Genomic DNA, 19991 nt, shown 5'->3' with positions numbered 1-19991 from the left:
GCACGAATTTTCGCACAAACTCACTGATGCATCCATCTTCACCTCAGCACTGGCTGCTGGCGCATAGTCCATAAGGCTTTCCAGCCACCCTGCCCGCTCACGCAGTGCTCATGCGCCTGTCCGGCCTGCCTTGCGAATTCAAGTTCGAAATGCGACGGAATTAGGTGTTAAATTAAATAGTACTTCATGTGGCGTTTTGTAGCCTAAAGTTTTTCTGGGGCGATGATTCAGGCGGTCTTCAATGTGTTGAATGCGCGCCCTGGAAAGTGTCTTCAGACGCATTCTTTTTGGTATGTATTGACGGATCAAACCATTGGTATTTTCATTGCGGGAGCGCTGCCGAGGGCGACCAGGATCGGCAAAGAAGACCGGTAAGCCCATGTCTTTGAAGTGCGCAAATTCACAGCCATTATCTAAGGTCAGTGAAAGGCCGGGTAATCCATTGAGTTCCTTACCAACCGCAGCGGCAACAGTGATGGCCGTCTTTTGCAAGACGGGCGAGATTTTGGTGTACAAGCTTTTGCGTTCGACCAAGGTGAGTAGGCAGTGATGATGTGACTGTCCGCGGATGGTGTCGCCCTCCCAGTGACCGGCAATCTCTCTTGCCAGCGCGTCTTTGGGACGCTGTCGAATACTCTTGCGACCGGCCGGATAGCTAGATTTGGCGGGCTTCCAGACCTTGGCAAGCTGATAGCGACGTAATTTTTTATTCAAAGCACTCTTGGTACGCCGTATCCAGTTGTAGATCGTTTGATGACTGATAGACCAGTTCTCTTCGCTGCCAGCAATCCGCAAACGTGCGCTGATTTCGTCTGGAGACCATTCCTGATTTAATAAATGTCGCACCAGCGGCCAGATTTCTTTCGGTTTGGTTGGATGATTGGCCGCGCTTTTGGCAATACGTTTAAGCGTTCTTTCATTGGACGCGAGGGCGTTGTATTTTTGATTTACTTTGCCTCGCTTGATCTCGCGATAAATGGTTGAACGATCTACTCCAACTACTGTGGCAATCTTGCTTACGCTGGTTTTTGACGCTAGCAGGCGTTCAATTTGCGAGCGCTGTTTAGCTCTGAGGTGAGTAAATTCCATTGCGATTTCCTTGGGTTAAGAACAATACAAAGGTACTCCTGTAACGAGCAAAACCTTTGTATTTTTATCCTTTTACCGTCGCAATTCGAACTTTAATTCGCAAGATAGGCTGGAAATGGAATGAACACCTTCCACCCGGATGAAAGAGTAACGGCAGTGCAATTGGGCAATAGTGAGAAAAAAAGAAGGATTCTCACAACCCAACGGCATCGATGTGCCAAAGTGGAGCTGTAACACCAAACCACTTGAGAGAAGGAGAATCCAAATGAATCATACCGTAGACGGCATCGACATTGCCAAGAGCGTATTTCAGTTGCACTGGGTTGATCAGGAAACCGGTGAGATTTTCAATAAACAGCTCAAACGCGCGAAATTTCTCGACTATTTTGTGAACCTAACATCCTGCCTGATCGGCATGGAAGCCTGTGGTGGTGCGCAGCACTGGGGCCGCAAATTGACGGCAATGGGGCATCACGTCAAGCTCATGCCAGGTAAAGCGGTCAAGGCTTTTGTGATGGGCAACAAGAATGACGCCGCCGATGCGCGTGCCATCAGGATGGCCGTACAGCAGCCTGGTATCAAAGCGGTGGCGCTTAAAACAGAAGCACAACAAGCGGTGCTGGCACTGCACCGGATGCGTCAGCAACTGATTAAATTTCGCACGATGCAAAGTAATGAACTGCGCGGTTTATTGATGGAATTTGGCGAAGTCATGGCGCTCGGTCGTGCCGCGCTCAATGCGGCTATGCCGGGTATTCTGGCGCGCCTCGATGAGCGTTTGCCGGCCTTTCTGATCGAGACACTACGCGAACGCTGGAACATGCTCAGTACCCTCGATCATCAGGTCGCAGACATTGAGCGACGCTTACAGACCTGGATGAAAGAAGACCAGGCCAGCCAAGACATCGCAGAAATACCCGGTGTGGGCTTAATCACCGCCACCGCGGTTGTCGCTACCGTGGGTAATGCCAACGTGTTCACCTCGGGACGGCAATTCGCTGCCTGGTTGGGGATCGTTCCCGGGCAAACTGGCACGGGTGGCAAGGTGCGATTGCTAGGCATCAGCAAGCGCGGCGACAGCTACTTACGCACGCTGCTGATCCACGGTGCCCGATCTGTTCTTGAGCATAGCAAGGAGCCGAGCGCCTGGTTACAAGGGATCAATCCGCGGCGGCCAAAAAATGTCGTGGTCGTGGCACTGGCGAATAAAATGGCCAGGACAATCTGGGCAATTCTGGCGCACGGAAAAAAGTATGATCGTGGGCATGTCAGTGTCAAACCGGCCGACTTACCCACCGCGGCGAGCGTTCATGGTCTTGTGATGGACCACGCCCGCCGCCGTGGATAAGTATACGGCATTGCATGACTGAGTTTGAGCTCCAAAAGGAGTCAGTGGTAAGGCAAGACAAAGAAGTTCATAGTTTGCGTAAGGCTATTTTAGTGTGATGGCAAATAGGTCAGACCGTGATTCACCAAACCTGTATGCGGGTTAGGGCTAACAGCCCGTCCTGGAAATGAGGCGTGAGTCAGCAGATTCCATCGGGGCCCGCAGGGTATTTACCTGCACTAAGGCCGGATATAAAACTGCAGCTTTACCTATTTAATAAAACATAAAAAATACCTTGGCAAATGGAAGGTGTTCATATAAAACCCGCATGGGCTATGCGCGCGCGGCCAGGGCTTAAAAAATTGATGGTGGGCTAGCTTACTGTTCAGCCCGCTATGAAGAAAGTCAAAACCACTCAACACAGAGGCACAGAGATTCACAGAGGAAAGCAAGACAGTTCTCCGTTTTTCACTGTGTCTCTGTGCCTCCTTTGAGATGTTTTCGTTTTGTTTTTAATAATTTTAATAGCAGGCTGAACAGTTACAGCGCTAGCCGTGCTTCAGGGTGCCAGTTGTGCATACACCGCGCTGGCGATTTTGCCCAGCTCGGCTTTATTGATACCACCCGAGAGCGCATAGCCGAACTTACCATCGATCCAGTAAAACACCTGTACCGGGCCTTCCTGACTGAACTTAAAGCCGGTGTCCTGGTTGTGTACTTGCTCGGTCGAGACGTACAGGGTCAGGCGCTGCCCGGTGCTGTCGTGATACATGAATTGCGCTACCGGGCCGCTTTCGCCGGGCAGTAAGCGACCGCCGATCAGCTCATACCCTAGCTTGCCCAATTTTGGCGGACGGATTTGATTCCCCATGCGTTTGGAAAGCCAGCCCACCAGTTGATCTTCCTGATCCGCCCCTATCTCTACCGGACGGCGCAGATCGGGGCTGTACACGACATGCGCGATGGCGGCCTGATGCGCTAGCCCCGAGGCCTTGCCCAGCCCTGCCTTAGCCGGCCTTTCCAGCTGCGCCAGCTCCAGGTTTGGCGTCGCAGCCCCGTGCAATAACCAGCCGGTACTGCCACTGACCAAGGCGATCGCCAGACTTGCCGCCAGGCTTTGCCAACGCCAAGCGTGCGGCTGATCAATCGGCGCTGCCCGCGCAGCTCTAGGCAGGTTCAATAAGGCCAGCGGCACAGGCTCTTCGAGCACAGGATTAAACATGGCGCGCAAAGCAGTATTTTGGGCGCGATAGGTCTTTAATCGGGTTTGCTCGGCGGGACGCGCCGTTAAATAGGCGGCGACCTCGACCGCCCGGTCGGCCGGCAGCAGGCCATCGACATAGGCGTGCAAATCGGCTTCGGTGACAGGCAAGTGTTTCATTGATCGACCTTCATGCTATTTCACCACGCGCAGCGCTGCGACCAGATTACGACCATCCATCAGGGCACGGAGTTTTTCGCGCCCACGCGACAGCCGCGACATCACCGTACCTAGCGGTAGCGACAGCGTCTGCGCCACCTCTTCGTAAGTCATTTGTTCTAATGCGACCAACAGCAAGACCTGGCGCTGCTCTAGCGGCAACATGGCGAGCGCAGTTTGCAAATCGCGTACTTCCAGGCCGTGGCTCTGGCTCGCTGCCATCACGGGCGGCGGGGTAGCTTCATCCAAGACTTCGGTGGGCAGCGTGGGTTTGCGTAGCTGATCCATGCGCAAATTGTGCATGATACTAAACAACCAGGCGCGCATATCACTGCCTTGACGCCAGGCCGCCAATTTTTGCCAGCCACGTTCTAGGGTATCTTGCACCAGATCGTCGGCCCCGGCTTGCTCGCCCACCAGCGCACGCGCATAGCGGCGCAGGCGGGGAATGCAATCTAGCAAGAGGGCGTGATCATTGGGCATGGAGATCTCTGGCAAATATCAACGCTGAACTTGGTGCGATCAAGAGCCTGCTGAGCAAAAAAAGCGCCGGCGTTTATTCTTTCACCAGATGCCAGACGCTCTTAAAATTATCGCCATTGCGCTCACCGGCTTGCTTATCGGCTGCGTACAGATACAAGGGCTTGCCGTCATACGCCAACTGTTTGCTGCCATCATCGCGGATCACCACCGAATACTTGCCAGCAGGCAGGGTGGTGGGTGCCGGCAAGGCTGGCCACAGCGCCAGACAAGGGCCATTGCAGTGACTCTTGCCATTGCCGGCCATGTCTTTATCGAAGTGATACAGACTCATGCCGCTGTCGCTGACCAGGATGCCATCCTGAACTTTGGGAGCACCAGCATCGGCCGTAGCGGCGCTTGAGAACAGACTGATCGCCAGCGCGGCGATTACCATTTTTGCAGTTTTCATTTTATTTCCTGTTTGAGATGGGAACACACACAAAACTAAGCACGGCAGTTGATCTGGTAGAGCCGAGCTTACATCGAGGTAAACGCTGCTGAACTCACTTTATTCCATACGCGCGAAAATATTTGTAAATTGTTTCAATTCCCGCTATTTTTTTCAAGCTAGCGCAGGAAAAAACGAGGCTCACAGGAACTTTTCTTGCAATTGAGAATCTAAGTCGCTTAGCTTAGGTCTGCCTACTGCGATTGCATGGCACCAGCCCCTAAAAAATCCCTCTCGGAGTTTTCTTTGTTCAAATCCCTCGTTTTCCCCTTCGCCCTGCTACTTGCAGCGGGCCACGCCAGCGCCGATGAAGGCCAGTGGCAGCCGCATCAGTTGCCGCAACTTAAGTCAGAATTAAAACGCGTCGGTATCAGCATCCCCGCCGAAAAATTCGCCGACTTGTCTAAGCATCCTATGAGCGCGATGGTCTCGCTCGGTGGTTGTTCGGCCTCGTTTGTCTCGGACAGTGGCTTGATCGTCACCAATCATCATTGCGCTTACTCGGCGGTGCAACGCAATTCCAGCCCCGAACATAATTACATCAGCGCAGGTTTTCTGGCCAAGACGCGCGCCGCCGAATTGCCGGCTGGCCCTAGCAGCCTGGTGTATGTGACCGATAGTCTGGAAAACGTCACGACCCAGGTGCTGAAGGGCATCACCCCGGCGATGTCGGGACGTGCCCGTCATGAGCATGTAGAGAATCGTATCAAGAGCCTGATTGCCGAATGCGAGCAAGATCCGGCTTATCGTTGCTCGGTGCCTAGTTTTCATCGCGGGCTGGAGTACTACCGCATCCGTCAGATGATGATACGGGACGTACGTCTGGTGTATGCGCCCTCCGACAAGATAGGCAATTTTGGCGGTGATGTGGATAATTACGAATGGCCGCGCCACACCGGCGACTTCGCCTTCCTGCGCGCCTATGTCGGCAAAGATGGCCGTCCGGCTGATCCTTCTGCCGACAACGTACCGTATAAGTCGAAAGATTTTCTGGTGGTTTCAGCTCAGGGTCTGAAAAACGGCGATGCGATCTTGCTGGCCGGCTACCCTGGCCGCACCAGTCGCTACAAGCTAGCGAGCGAGATCCGCTATGCGCGCGACACCAGCTTCCCGGCACGGGTGACCGAATTGCAGGCCGATCTGGCAGTGATCGCGGCCGCCACCAAGGGCGATGCGAATGCCGAAGTGCGCTATGCCAGCGTGGTCAAGGGCCTGCACAACAATCTGAAAAAAACTCAGGGTCTGCTGGCCGGCTTTGCGCGCAAGGATATTGCCATCATCAAGGATGGGCAAGATGCCGCGTTTCGCGACTGGCTCAAGCAACAGCCTAAGTCAGATGCGTCGGCGGCCACTTTACTCAGCGAACTCGATAGCGTGATCGCCAGCGACATGGCGTTGAGCGAACAGGAATTTGCCTGGGCAGTGGCCAGCAATAGCGATTTACTCAAGAGCGCGCGCAGCCTGTACCGCTTGGCACAAGAGCGCAGCAAACCAGATGCCGAACGCGAAGCAGGCTATCAACAACGCGATGTCCCCTTCATCAAGGCACGCCTGAGCCGCCTTGAGCAATCTTTGGTGGCCAGTGTCGATCAGGCACGCTATGCCGCTGCTTTGCAACGCTACCAAACCTTGCCCGCCGCCAGCCGCCCGCTCGGTCTGGATACTTTATTGCCCGCCAAGCTAGACACACTGTATCAACACAGCCAATTGGCCGATACCGCCCAACGCCTGGCCTGGCTGGAAAAAGATCAGGCCACCTTCCAGCAATCGGATGACGCCTTCATCCGGCTGGCGGTGCAATTACAAGACACCGCAATCAGCCTGGAAAACCGCCGCAAGGAAGTCGATGGCAATCTGGAGCGAGTGATCCCGCAATACATGCAAGCACTGATCGCCTGGAAAAAATCGCAAGGCAAACCGGTCTATCCGGATGCCAACTCGACCTTGCGCGTCAGCTACGGCAATGTCGCGCCCTACACACCACGCGATGGCATAACCAAAGGGCCGTTCACCACCGTGCAAGGCATAGTCGAAAAACACACAGGGCAAGCGCCTTTCAATGCGCCTGCCAATTTGCTGACCGCCATAGCGCAACAGCGTTACGGCGTGTTTAAGGATGCGGTACTGGGTAGCGTGCCAGTGAATTTCTTGTCCAGCGCCGACACCACCGGCGGCAATTCTGGCTCGGCGGTGCTGAATAAGAATGGCGAACTGATAGGCCTCAATTTTGATTCGACTTACGAATCGATCACCAAAGATTGGTACTTCGATACCCAGATCACGCGCGCCATCCACCTCGATATCCGTTACATGTTGTGGGTAATGCAGGAAGTCGATCATGCCGACAATCTGCTCCAAGAAATGACGCTGAAGTATCCGGGCGCCAAGCTCAAGAAATAAGCAAACCGACTTAAAAACTCACAGACGCACAAGGCAAGGCCGGTTCCGGCTTTGCCGCTGTTCGTACTCTAAAACAGACGCACAGCTTAGATCTTGGGAAAATTGCCCAATTTCACCTATGCTATAGACTTAGGTCTATTAGCTACGTCTGAAATACCACAAAATTCTGATTCATCGGCCCTAAATAAGAATATCTTTAAAGCATGAGTGTAGCCATTTAAGCTTATACTCAAAGTAATTATTAAAAATACTGTTTTCTGCACGGCGATCTTCTTAAATTGATAATTTTTTAGCAATTTCACGCTTGCTGCCTTGATTCAAACTTGCTCTATGACCGATACCCAGACACAATTTATCGAAGTGACACGGCTGCGTATCGGCATGTTCGTGTATCTCGATATGGGCTGGATGGATCATCCTTTTCCAGTCAATAATTTTCTAATACGCAGCCAGGAACAGATCAACATCATTCGTTCTTTAGGCCTAGAGCGGGTGCGCTACTCGCCCGAAAAAAGTAATCCTGAAAATCCGGCACCTGCCAATACCACGCTTGCTGCGGCTGGGCAGAGTGCCAGCCCGTTACCGGCAGCGCGTAGTGAATCCCCGAAAGCGGAAGAAGCACGCCTCAGGCGTGAGATGCTGGCAAGCCAACATACCAGCTTGCTCGCCTGCGAGCGCCAATTTGGCCTTGCCACCCAAACCTTCAAACAAGTCACAGAATTCGTCCATAGCCAACCTGTTTTTGCCAAGGAACAAACCCAGGTCTTGATACAAGGTTTTCTGGCGGGAGTATTAGGCGAAGAAGAAGCCGCGATACGCTTACTATCTGAAAAAGCCGGTGAAAAAACCTCGCTACATTCTATTAATGTGACGGTGGTGTCGCTGCTACTGGGTAAAGCGCTGCAATTGAGCAAACCGCAAATGCTGGACTTGGGCATGGGCGCCTTGTTACACGACATAGGAAAAATGGAGTTACCAGATAGGCTGCGCTGGCAAGACGAGCAATATAGCCACGCAGAAAAACAGTTGTATCAAAATCATGTACTGTATGGCCTGAATATGGGCCGCAAGATGGAGCTCAATCCCAGCACCCTGCTATTGATCGCGCAACATCATGAGCTGGCCGATGGCAGTGGTTACCCGAGTGCGATTAAGGGCGAAAAAATCTCGCCACTGAGCAGTATCGTGGCACTGGCGAATCGTTACGATAATCTATGCAACCCTGGCAATCCGGCCATGGCGGTGACACCGCATGAAGCCTTGTCACAAGTATTTACCCAATTCAAGGCGCAATTTAATACCCCAACCATGACCGCCTTTATCCGCATGATGGGGGTGTATCCGCCAGGCTCGGTAGTGCAATTGACAGATGAGCGCTATGCGCTGGTGGTGGCGATGAATTCGGCCAGACCGATCAAGCCCAAAGTGGTGATCCACAACCCCGAGATCGCGCGCGAAGATGCGCTGGTGATCAACCTGGAACAAGAAGCAAATCTCGGAATCCGGCGCAGTTTAAAACCGCTGCAATTGCCGAAGGCCGCTTACGATTATTTATCTCCACGCAAACGCCTGTGCTACTTTTTTGAGCGCGGCATAGAACTGCCAGTGAGCGGAGCGGTTTCATGAAGTCGCCCCACTGGTCGGCCCTGATCGAAGGCATGCTGGAAGCGGTGCTGCTGGTCGATCCCTTGCAGCTAAGGATAGTGGCGGCAAATCGTTCAGCACATGACTTACTCAAGCTCAGCGACCAAGCTTTGCTGAATAAACCGGTAGTGGAACTGGCAGCCGCGCCCGAAGATATTTTCTTTTGGGAAGATGTGGCAGCGGGCTTATCAGATAACATCTTTTCAGAAACCCTTTTGCAACGTGCCGACGGCAGCATTATCCAAGTCGAAAGGCGCGTGACGCTGGTCAGGATAGATCTCAATACCAGCTTGTTTGTGCTGGCAATACGCGATCACAGCGCACAGCGTCAAGTTGAGAATGAACTAGAAAAACTGATTGCAGAATTGCGCGCCACCCTGGAATCGACCGCTGACGGTATTTTGGTGACCGATCTGGACGGCGCTATCCGCAGCTATAACCATCTCTTTGCCGAGTTATTAAGCCTCCCCGAAGAATTACTCACGCAACGTGACGATCCGGCGATCTACGCCTGGATGGACCGTTGCATGGTGGACGCAAGTCACTACGCTGAACGTCTGGGCACGATACGCCGCTCGCCGCTGTTGGAAGCGACCGATGTTTTAATACTGCGCTCAGGCAAAATATTGGAGCGCGTCACTTTACCGCAATATGCGCGCGGTCGACCGATAGGCCGGGTTTATTCGTATCGAGACATTACGCTCAGACTGGCCAATGAGGCGCGCCTGCAATTGGCATCTAAGGTATTCGAATCGAGTACCGACGCCATCTTCATCACCGATGCCGAGCAAAAGATCGTCACCACCAATCCTAGTTTTGAGCGTTTAACCAGTTATACCGAGCGCGAAATGCTGGGCCTGACCCCGCGCGATTTTTTCTCAGAAACCAGTAATTCCGAGCAAGTACAGCTGATGCTAGAGCGACTCGAGGCGCAGGGCTATTGTGAAGCCGAATTATGGAATCGACGCAAGAATGGGCATGCCTATCTGTGCATGATTTCTCTGGTGCGGGTGCAAGATGAAAATGGCAAAACCATGCATTACATCGGTTTTTTCAAGGACAGAACCGAGAGCCACACTGCGAATAAAAAAATTGAAGAATTGGCGTTTTCTGATGTCTTGACCGGTTTGCCGAATCGCTTGTTGCTGAGCGAAAGAATTAAACAATCGATTAATTACGCCAGCAATCAGGGCAGTAGTTTTGCGGTCTTATTTTTGGACCTGGATCACTTCAAGCAAATCAATGATTCTATGGGTCACCACTTTGGTGACAAAGTCTTGATCGAGGTAACCGAAAGACTGAAAAAATGTGTACGCCAGGTCGATACTGCGGCCCGTCTAGGCGGTGATGAATTTGTCTTGCTGCTGCATCAGGCGGATGCCAGCGGCGCTGAAATCTGTGCGCGCCGCGTTCTGGAAGAATTGAAAGCGCCCTTCACGATCGATGGCATGCATTTCACCGTTACCAGCAGCATCGGCGTCGCGCTGTATCCCGACGATGGCGAGAGCATGGACGAGCTGATAAAAAATGCCGATAGCGCGATGTACCATGTCAAGGAAAGAGGCCGTTCTGACTTCCGTTTTTACCAGCGCCAGATGAATATAGGTTTGTTGTCGCGCATGAAGATCGATCACGCGATGCGCCAGGCCTTGGAGCATAATCAGTTTCGCCTGCACTACCAACCCTTAGTCAATCTCGATAACGACCGCTTGTTTGGGGTAGAAGCACTACTGCGCTGGAACGATAAGGATTTGGGAGAAGTCAGTCCGGCGCGTTTCATCCCTATCGCCGAAGAGACCGGCGTCATTGTGGCGATAGGCAATTGGGTCATGCATAGCGCCATCGCCCAGGCAGCGCTATGGCATCAGCAAGGCCATAAGCTGAGTATTTCAGTCAATGTCTCGGCGCTGCAATTTCAACAATCTGACTTTGTCGAAAACATTGCGCAGGCTTTACATGAAGCCGCATTACCGCCCGATCGTATCGAATTGGAGCTGACCGAATCTATCTTAATACGCGATGTAGAAGAAACCCTGAAACGCCTGCAAGCGCTGGCCGAGTTGGGGGTTAAAATGTCTATCGACGATTTTGGTACTGGCTATTCTAGCCTCAGTTATCTGAAGCGCTTTCCGATTAGTAAGCTCAAAATCGATCGCTCTTTCATCATGAATCTGCCTGGCGACGAAAGCGATATCGCCATCGTGACCGCCATCATCAGTCTGGCACACGCCTTAAAATTACGCGTGATCGCGGAGGGCGTAGAAAATGCTGAGCAAAGAGACTTTTTGGCATCCCTCAATTGCGATGAGCTGCAAGGTTTTCTGTATTCGCCCGCCTTATCCGCCAGCGAATTTGAACAAGCCTACTTACCCCTTGCGGCGAAAGCCGTGCGCCGCGTGTAATCCCATTTCATAGAATATGACCCCGTCCACCCAGTATCCATACGCCTTACAGGCCAATATCGGCTTGCAAGGCGCATGGATACTGCAGATGTATCTAGGGAACTTCTAAAAACCCGTTAATCGGGATGCAGCGCAAGGCGCAAACCGGAGCAATACGTCGGTATTGCGAGGACTTGCAACGCCGCGATGCGCCCGAGTATGGGGTTTTTAGAAGTTTCCTCTACCGGTGCATCCGTTTCACATAGGTTTGAAGCGCCAGGCATAGGCCAGGCTGACCTTGAGTATTTCCGTGCTGCCGCGCAACTCTACCGTGACTCTACCCATTTCGTCACGCTGGGCACGCGCAATCGCATCGGCTCTGACCACCACACCCCTATGGATTTGCCAAAATACCTCGGGATCCAGGCCCTCGATCAATTCTTTCAGTGGCTTGCGTACATGCGCCTCATCATCACTACTCACGACGCGTGTGTATTTTTCATCGGAGCTGAAAAACAGAATTTTATCCACCGGAAACATCTTAATCGTATCGCCGACGCTGGCACTGATCCAGCGTATTCTTTCCGGTGTTGTATGCCGCAAGCGCTTGTCTAACTCTTGCATCATTTTATTCAACTCTAGGCGCGGGTCGCCAGTAGCTAGCTGGGACGATTGCGGCTGACTATGTTTGTTGGCGACTCGCTCTTTCAAACGCGCGATCGCTTCGATGAGGCGCTCCGCAACGATAGGTTTGAGCAAATAATCGATGGCACCAGCGGCGAACGCATCAAGCGCATGGCTATCGTAAGCCGTAGTAAACAGCACCTGACAACGGCCCTTTACAGCATGCGCGACATCCAAACCGGACATGCCCGGCATACGAATATCTAAGAAGGCAATGTCTGGCTGCTGCGTGTGGATGGCCTCCAAAGCATCCAGGCCATGCTCACACTCGGCGTTGATCTTTAATTCTGGCCAATGCTGTTGCAGCATGCGCCGCAGTTCGGTACGCGGCAAATCCTCGTCATCGGCGATGATGGCTGTGCTCATGAAAGCTTCCTATTAGCTGGTAAATGGCAAAACTATAATGGCGGCGACTCCGCCTTGCGCTAGCGACTTCAAGCTTAGACTGGCGCTAGCGCCGTAAGTGGACGCCAGGCGCTCGCGGATATTCACCAAGCCGATACCGCCGCCCGAAACACTGCCGGAAAAACCACCCCCATTATCCGACACCTGCACCTCCAAAAGTGCCTCTTCATTTTGTAGCAGGCGACGCGCTGAGATCTGTATATGCACCGGCCCTATCTTAGGCTCAACACCATGTTTGACAGCATTCTCTACGAGCGAAATCAAGAGTAAGGGCGGTAGAGCCGCATCTTCGATTTCGCTGCTAATGCTGAACGTGAGTCGTGGGATTCGAGCTTGCATCAATCCCAGATAAGCACGCGCGGCATCGAGTTGTTGCGCCAGACGACCCTGCGAAGCAGTCCCATCGCCACGCATCTGCGGAATGCTGGCGCGTAAAAAATCGACTAAATGATCGACCATCATTGTGGCGCGCAAAGGCTCAGTCAAAATCGCTGATCTGACCCCCGCCAAGGTATTGAACAAGAAATGCGGTTCTACCTGCGCTGCCAACACCGATAATCTGAGTTCAGCCTCACGTCGGGCATCTTGCGCGCGCTTGAGCTCCTCCTTCTGCAAAGAGAGCATCAGCTTTTTACGTTGCCTGAAAAAAATCCAAAGATCAAAGCCACTTCCCAGGTGTAGCAATACAACTAGCGTCGCGACAGCATCAACCGCCCGCTTAAACGTAGCAAGAGATTTGGTATCGACGGCATCCTTAGAATTTTCAATGACTGACTCGGCAGCTTTGAGTTGAGGAGAGAATTGCGCGCTAGGATGCTTGAGGTCACTCAATTTAATCTCCAAGCTGCCGTCACCGTAGGCCAGATAACTAGCTGTGTAACGACTGCCCTCAAAAATCATATAACTGAATACGGCACCTAGCAAAACAGCCAGACTAAGTAGCAGCGCTTCTTTTTGCTCTGGATAATTTTTCTGACGCAGCCATGTTGCCATACCAGAGCCTAGCAATGCCAAGACTTGAACGCCAAATAAAATTGGTATTGAAAAAGCCAGGAAGGCCCGCATATCCCATCGCGCCAAGTAAAAAATAGCGAGCATCAAAAAAAATGCTATCCACGCCATGCCCGACCAAGCATAGCTGCGATGTCGATACCAGGCGCGCGAAAAGACCGCGAAATTGCGATATCGGGTCAGCCAGGTTTCGCTTTGTAGTGTGACTTCTGAGGGAAGAGCTTGTTCTGTCATAAGTGGCACCAATTGAGAATTCAAACAATTTTAAGCGATGACTTTGCCGTTTTGGGAGTCTGCGATGGAACGAATCCTAGGGCGACGAATCGGTCGCTGCTGAGTATAAGCGCAGAAAAGCAAAAACCCCTCGGCATTTCTGCGGAGGGGTTTTCTAATAAGAGCCTGACGATGACCTACTTTCACACTGGTTGCAGCACTATCATTGGCGCAGAGTCGTTTCACAGTCCTGTTCGGGATGGGAAGGGGTGGTACCGACTTGCTATGGTCATCAGGCATGACTGCTTGATTACTTGTGATCACGCTAAATTGTGAATCGCAAAAAATCGAATTGGGTAAATTATCCTGAACGTGTGTCTTATGTACAAACACATACTACTCACAAAAAGCAAAAACCCCTCAACAGGAATCTGTTGAGGGGTTTTCTAATAAAAGCCTGACGATGACCTACTTTCACACTGGTTGCAGCACTATCATTGGCGCGGAGTCGTTTCACGGTCCTGTTCGGGATGGGAAGGGGTGGTACCGACTTGCTATGGTCATCAGGCATAACTTGTTGACTTTGTGTGGTTCACGTTGCTTTGTGAGTCGCACAAGGTCCAATTGGGAAGAAGGGTCGTAGGGCGGTTTGCACCACCAAGGCAAGCGAACATGGTTCACTTGTCCATCAATAATCATGTGTGCTGAGCGATTGACCATCGCTGCAGCGTGCCTGCATGTTGAGTGCAGGACTTAGGCGGTTGTGATTTGTACCAAACTTCGTCGATTCCTCGACGACATAAGGCAAACACACAAACAATACTTGTCGTAAATCTATAACACTAAAGTTATAGGGACAAGCCTTACGGGCAATTAGTACTGGTTAGCTTAATGCATTACTGCACTTCCACACCCAGCCTATCAACGTCCTGGTCTCGAACGACCCTTTAAAGAGATCTAGTCTCTGGGAAGTCTCATCTTAAGGCTAGTTTCCCGCTTAGATGCTTTCAGCGGTTATCTATTCCGAACATAGCTACTCGGCAATGCCACTGGCGTGACAACCGATACACCAGAGGTTCGTCCACTCCGGTCCTCTCGTACTAGGAGCAGCCCCCTTCAAACTTCCAACGCCCACGGCAGATAGGGACCAAACTGTCTCACGACGTTTTAAACCCAGCTCACGTACCACTTTAAATGGCGAACAGCCATACCCTTGGGACCGGCTACAGCCCCAGGATGTGATGAGCCGACATCGAGGTGCCAAACTCCCCCGTCGATATGAACTCTTGGGAGGAATCAGCCTGTTATCCCCAGAGTACCTTTTATCCGTTGAGCGATGGCCCTTCCATACAGAACCACCGGATCACTATGTCCTACTTTCGTACCTGCTCGACTTGTCAGTCTCGCAGTTAAGCACGCTTATGCCATTGCACTATCGTCACGATGTCCGACCGTAACTAGCGTACCTTCGAACTCCTCCGTTACACTTTGGGAGGAGACCGCCCCAGTCAAACTGCCTACCATGCACTGTCCCCGATCCGGATAACGGACCAAGGTTAGAACCTCAAACAAACCAGGGTGGTATTTCAAGGATGGCTCCACGCAGACTGGCGTCCACGCTTCAAAGCCTCCCACCTATCCTACACAGATTGGTTCAAAGTCCAATGCAAAGCTACAGTAAAGGTTCATGGGGTCTTTCCGTCTAGCCGCGGGTAGATTGCATCATCACAAACATTTCAACTTCGCTGAGTCTCGGGAGGAGACAGTGTGGCCATCATTACTCCATTCGTGCAGGTCGGAACTTACCCGACAAGGAATTTCGCTACCTTAGGACCGTTATAGTTACGGCCGCCGTTTACTGGGACTTCAATCAAGAGCTTGCACCCCATCATTTAATCTTCCAGCACCGGGCAGGAGTCACACCATATACGTCCACTTTCGTGTTTGCATAGTGCTGTGTTTTTATTAAACAGTTGCAGCCACCAGTTTATTGCAACCCTTTCATCCTTCCCCCGCAGGGGGGTCAAACTACAAGGGCGTACCTTATCCCGAAGTTACGGTACCAATTTGCCGAGTTCCTTCTCCCGAGTTCTCTCAAGCGCCTTAGAATACTCATCTCGCCCACCTGTGTCGGTTTGCGGTACGGTCTCGTATGACTGAAGCTTAGAGGCTTTTCTTGGAACCACTTCCGATTGCTTCGTGAACAAGTTCACTCGTCTCAACCCCTTGAATTACGCACCCGGATTTGCCTAAGTGCCTTCTACAAGTCAAGAACAGGCTCATCCAACCGCCTGACAACCTTCCGCGATCCGTCCCCCCATCGCATCATACGACGGTGCAGGAATATTAACCTGCTTCCCATCAGCTACGCATCTCTGCCTCGCCTTAGGGGCCGACTCACCCTGCTCCGATGAACGTTGAACAGGAAACCTTGGGCTTACGGCGTGGAGGCTTTTCACCCCCATTATCGCTACTCATGTCAGCATTCGCACTTCTGATACCTCCAGCATCCTTTACAAGACACCTTCGCAGGCTTACAGAACGCTCTCCTACCATATGTCCTAAAACATATCCGCAGCTTCGGTGTATCGCTTAGCCCCGTTACATCTTCCGCGCAGGACGACTCGATCAGTGAGCTATTACGCTTTCTTTAAAGGGTGGCTGCTTCTAAGCCAACCTCCTGACTGTTTTAGCCTTCCCACTTCGTTTTCCACTTAGCGATACTTTGGGACCTTAGCTGGCGGTCTGGGTTGTTTCCCTCTTGACGCCGGACGTTAGCACCCGACGTCTGTCTCCCAAGCTCGCACTCATCGGTATTCGGAGTTTGCAATGGGTTGGTAAGTCGCGATGACCCCCTAGCCATAACAGTGCTCTACCCCCGATGGTGATACTTGAGGCACTACCTAAATAGTTTTCGGAGAGAACCAGCTATTTCCAAGTTTGTTTAGCCTTTCACCCCTACCCACAGCTCATCCCCTAATTTTTCAACATTAGTGGGTTCGGACCTCCAGTACCTGTTACGGCACCTTCATCCTGGCCATGAGTAGATCACTTGGTTTCGGGTCTACACCCAGCGACTAATTTCGCCCTATTCGGACTCGATTTCTCTACGGCTTCCCTATGCGGTTAACCTTGCCACTGAATGTAAGTCGCTGACCCATTATACAAAAGGTACGCAGTCACGGAACAAGTCCGCTCCTACTGTTTGTATGCACACGGTTTCAGGATCTATTTCACTCCCCTTCCGGGGTTCTTTTCGCCTTTCCCTCACGGTACTGGTTCACTATCGGTCGATTACGAGTATTTAGCCTTGGAGGATGGTCCCCCCATGTTCAGACAGGATTTCACGTGTCCCGCCCTACTTGTCGCAAACTTAGTTCCACACCGATGATTTCATATAAGGGGCTATCACCCTCTATGGCTGGACTTTCCATTCCATTCTATTATCAAAGATGCTAAATCTTGCAGGCTGTTCCCATTTCGCTCGCCACTACTTTGGGAATCTCGGTTGATTTCTTTTCCTGCAGCTACTTAGATGTTTCAGTTCGCCGCGTTCGCCTTGCATACCTATGTATTGAGTATGCAATACCCCTAAGGGTGGGTTTCCCCATTCGGAAATCTGCGGATCAAAGTGTGTTTGCTCACTCCCCGCAGCTTATCGCAAGCTACTACGTCCTTCATCGCCTGTAATCGCCAAGGCATCCACCATGTGCACTTAGTCACTTGTCCCTATAACTTTAGATTCTGGCGTCTGATTGTTCACATCAAAGTAAAAATCTACTTTGATGTGGTGCTAGTTCAAAATCACTGGCAGAGCCAGATGATTTTTCCAGTAACACCTACGCTCAGGTTCATCACCAAAAAATCGCTATAGTTCTTATTACTATGAGTATTACTTTAGCGTTTGCCGTATCTCAAGATATTTGATTTTCTAAAACCCTGTATTGCTACAGTGCTTTTCAAACTCTTTTTAATACATTTTATGTTTGTTTGATACAATCACAACCCTTCCATGAATTATCGTTAATAACTGTCGTTATTAATTTCCTTCACAGAAATAATTTTGATTATTTCTACTTTACTTCTTCTCAATTGTTAAAGAACGGTCTTACTTGATACTTTGCTTTCGTTTCGAAAGAACAAATCTCAATAGCGCGCGCGCTACTCACATTTGTTTTTTCTTCCCACTCCATTTTACTGGTAGGGCTGGTTGGACTCGAACCAACGACCCCCGCGTTATCAACACGGTGCTCTAACCAGCTGAGCTACAGCCCCACTTATTTACGACTTCTTTACTACGTAAATGGTGGAGGTTAACGGGATCGAACCGTTCACCCCCTGCTTGCAAAGCAGGTGCTCTACCAGATGAGCTAAACCCCCAATTCGGGAACTCGGTACCGATGAATCGCTCCATCGCTACGTTCTTTATCATTAACAGTCAATAAGTGTGGACACTTAACTTGTAGCGCACTCTAGAAAGGAGGTGATCCAGCCGCACCTTCCGATACGGCTACCTTGTTACGACTTCACCCCAGTCACGAATCCCGCCGTGGTAAGCGCCCTCCTTACGGTTAAGCTACCTACTTCTGGCGAAACCCGCTCCCATGGTGTGACGGGCGGTGTGTACAAGACCCGGGAACGTATTCACCGCGACATGCTGATCCGCGATTACTAGCGATTCCAACTTCATGTAGTCGAGTTGCAGACTACAATCCGGACTACGATACACTTTCTGGGATTAGCTCCCCCTCGCGGGTTGGCGGCCCTCTGTATGTACCATTGTATGACGTGTGAAGCCCTACCCATAAGGGCCATGAGGACTTGACGTCATCCCCACCTTCCTCCGGTTTGTCACCGGCAGTCTCATTAGAGTGCTCAACTTAATGTAGCAACTAATGACAAGGGTTGCGCTCGTTGCGGGACTTAACCCAACATCTCACGACACGAGCTGACGACAGCCATGCAGCACCTGTGTTACAGTTCTCTTGCGAGCACCGCCAAATCTCTTCGGCATTCTGTACATGTCAAGGGTAGGTAAGGTTTTTCGCGTTGCATCGAATTAATCCACATCATCCACCGCTTGTGCGGGTCCCCGTCAATTCCTTTGAGTTTTAATCTTGCGACCGTACTCCCCAGGCGGTCTACTTCACGCGTTAGCTGCGTTACTAAGTCAATTAAGACCCAACAACTAGTAGACATCGTTTAGGGCGTGGACTACCAGGGTATCTAATCCTGTTTGCTCCCCACGCTTTCGTGCATGAGCGTCAGTGTTATCCCAGGGGGCTGCCTTCGCCATCGGTATTCCTCCACATATCTACGCATTTCACTGCTACACGTGGAATTCTACCCCCCTCTGACACACTCTAGCCATACAGTCTCAAATGCAGTTCCTAGGTTGAGCCCAGGGATTTCACATCTGACTTATATAACCGCCTGCGCACGCTTTACGCCCAGTAATTCCGATTAACGCTTGCACCCTACGTATTACCGCGGCTGCTGGCACGTAGTTAGCCGGTGCTTATTCTTCAGGTACCGTCATGAGCAGTCTGTATTAGAGACTACCTTTTCTTCCCTGACAAAAGAGCTTTACAACCCGAAGGCCTTCTTCACTCACGCGGCATTGCTGGATCAGGGTTGCCCCCATTGTCCAAAATTCCCCACTGCTGCCTCCCGTAGGAGTCTGGACCGTGTCTCAGTTCCAGTGTGGCTGGTCGTTCTCTCAAACCAGCTACTGATCGTCGCCTTGGTAGGCTTTTACCCTACCAACTAGCTAATCAGATATCGGCCACTCCATGAGCATGAGGTCTTGCGATCCCCCACTTTCATCCTCAGATCGTATGCGGTATTAGCGTAACTTTCGCTACGTTATCCCCCACTCTAGGGTATGTTCCGATATATTACTCACCCGTTCGCCACTCGTCGCCAGATTGCTCCGCGTTACCGTTCGACTTGCATGTGTAAGGCATGCCGCCAGCGTTCAATCTGAGCCAGGATCAAACTCTTCAGTTTAATCTCTGTTTTGTGTTCATTTCTGAACTCCGTTCTTGCGAACGGTGTCGCTCACTCAAATAACTGACAGGCTACTTTTGAACTTGCGTTCTCAAGCATCCTATTTATTACTTTTGCGAACATTTGATATTTTTTAAGTTGAACTAACTACCGAAGTAATTAGCCGCGCTCTTTATCAAGTGCCCACATTTATTGACTGTTAATTGTTAAAGATCTGTCTTCTGTTTTTTGGCGCGTCACTATCGATTCTCACCGACTGCAAAGCGTTTCTGCCAGATTGCTACAAAGCGTTTTGTTTGTAAGCAGCAGAGAGATGAGATTATGCGGCATTTCCTTCTACTCGTCAACCCCTTGTTTTATTAGCGCTTGAATTTGATTCACATCTTCATTCAAACCTAAGGTTAATTCGTCTGCCTTATTTCCTTCATTTCGCCCCGC

General features: G+C 51.2%; 10 protein-coding genes, 2 tRNA genes and 4 rRNA genes. 4 read left to right on the top strand and 12 right to left on the bottom strand.

The window, feature by feature from the left end:
• Positions 1–138 precede the first annotated feature (138 nt).
• Positions 139–1089: an IS30 family transposase gene (locus EJN92_RS09435; protein WP_126127584.1), complete on the bottom strand. Its 951-nt coding sequence runs from the start codon at positions 1087–1089 to the stop codon at positions 139–141.
• 265 nt (positions 1090–1354) lie between these two features.
• Between EJN92_RS09435 and EJN92_RS09430 the strand changes: the two genes are divergently transcribed.
• The gene (locus tag EJN92_RS09430; protein ID WP_227869613.1) at positions 1355–2437 is read left to right on the top strand and encodes an IS110 family RNA-guided transposase; all 1083 of its coding nucleotides are present in this window, start codon (positions 1355–1357) and stop codon (positions 2435–2437) included.
• A gap of 538 nt (positions 2438–2975) precedes the next feature.
• On the opposite strand, the gene EJN92_RS09425 is transcribed toward EJN92_RS09430, so the two are convergent.
• The 3 genes from EJN92_RS09425 to EJN92_RS09415 form a co-directional block, all read right to left on the bottom strand.
• Positions 2976–3797 carry an anti-sigma factor family protein gene (locus EJN92_RS09425; RefSeq protein ID WP_126127583.1) on the bottom strand — a complete coding sequence of 274 codons (822 nt, stop codon included), beginning with the start codon at positions 3795–3797 and terminating at the stop codon, positions 2976–2978.
• 15 nt (positions 3798–3812) lie between these two features.
• A complete protein-coding gene (locus tag EJN92_RS09420) occupies positions 3813–4319 on the bottom strand; it encodes an RNA polymerase sigma factor (RefSeq protein ID WP_126127582.1) in 507 nt (168 codons plus the stop codon).
• A 73-nt stretch (positions 4320–4392) separates the two neighbouring features.
• Positions 4393–4767 carry a COG4315 family predicted lipoprotein gene (locus EJN92_RS09415; protein ID WP_126127581.1) on the bottom strand — a complete coding sequence of 125 codons (375 nt, stop codon included), beginning with the start codon at positions 4765–4767 and terminating at the stop codon, positions 4393–4395.
• 285 nt (positions 4768–5052) lie between these two features.
• Here EJN92_RS09415 and EJN92_RS09410 point away from each other — a divergent pair, with 285 nt between their 5' ends.
• The 3 genes from EJN92_RS09410 to EJN92_RS09400 all read left to right on the top strand — a co-directional run bounded on the left by EJN92_RS09410 (position 5053) and on the right by EJN92_RS09400 (position 11252).
• Positions 5053–7206, top strand: coding sequence for a S46 family peptidase (locus tag EJN92_RS09410; protein ID WP_227869778.1), 2154 nt, complete (start codon positions 5053–5055; stop codon positions 7204–7206).
• 330 nt (positions 7207–7536) lie between these two features.
• Complete coding sequence (locus EJN92_RS09405) at positions 7537–8832, top strand: HD-GYP domain-containing protein (protein ID WP_126127579.1); 1296 nt, start codon at positions 7537–7539, stop codon at positions 8830–8832.
• Positions 8829–11252, top strand: a complete 2424-nt coding sequence (locus EJN92_RS09400; RefSeq protein WP_126127578.1) for a sensor domain-containing protein — start codon at positions 8829–8831, stop codon at positions 11250–11252. The genes EJN92_RS09405 and EJN92_RS09400 overlap by 4 nt, the downstream gene beginning before the upstream one ends.
• Before the next feature lie 237 nt (positions 11253–11489).
• On the opposite strand, the gene EJN92_RS09395 is transcribed toward EJN92_RS09400, so the two are convergent.
• The 8 genes from EJN92_RS09395 to EJN92_RS09360 all read right to left on the bottom strand — a co-directional run bounded on the left by EJN92_RS09395 (position 11490) and on the right by EJN92_RS09360 (position 19553).
• Positions 11490–12281 (bottom strand): LytR/AlgR family response regulator transcription factor, encoded by a 792-nt coding sequence (locus EJN92_RS09395; protein ID WP_126127577.1) that lies wholly within the window; start codon positions 12279–12281, stop codon positions 11490–11492.
• A 12-nt stretch (positions 12282–12293) separates the two neighbouring features.
• Entirely contained in the window at positions 12294–13565 is a 1272-nt protein-coding gene (locus EJN92_RS09390) for a sensor histidine kinase (protein WP_126127576.1), read from the bottom strand.
• Positions 13566–13728: 163 nt separating this feature from the next.
• A 5S ribosomal RNA gene (gene rrf, locus EJN92_RS09385) occupies positions 13729–13841 on the bottom strand.
• Positions 13842–13999: 158 nt separating this feature from the next.
• Positions 14000–14112, bottom strand: a 5S ribosomal RNA gene (gene rrf, locus EJN92_RS09380).
• A gap of 284 nt (positions 14113–14396) precedes the next feature.
• Positions 14397–17273: ribosomal RNA gene (locus EJN92_RS09375) — 23S ribosomal RNA — on the bottom strand.
• 469 nt (positions 17274–17742) lie between these two features.
• Positions 17743–17819, bottom strand: a tRNA-Ile gene (locus EJN92_RS09370).
• Positions 17820–17848: 29 nt separating this feature from the next.
• Positions 17849–17924, bottom strand: a tRNA-Ala gene (locus EJN92_RS09365).
• Positions 17925–18020: 96 nt separating this feature from the next.
• Positions 18021–19553, bottom strand: a 16S ribosomal RNA gene (locus EJN92_RS09360).
• Together the 16S, 23S and 5S rRNA genes with 2 tRNA genes alongside form the textbook arrangement of a ribosomal RNA operon.
• Positions 19554–19991 lie beyond the last annotated feature (438 nt).

Origin of the sequence: Undibacterium parvum (assembly GCF_003955735.1) — a bacterium.
GTDB lineage: Bacteria > Pseudomonadota > Gammaproteobacteria > Burkholderiales > Burkholderiaceae_D > Undibacterium > Undibacterium parvum.
Note: the sequence above shows the minus strand (reverse complement) of the source record. Positions and strands in the feature narration are given on the sequence as shown.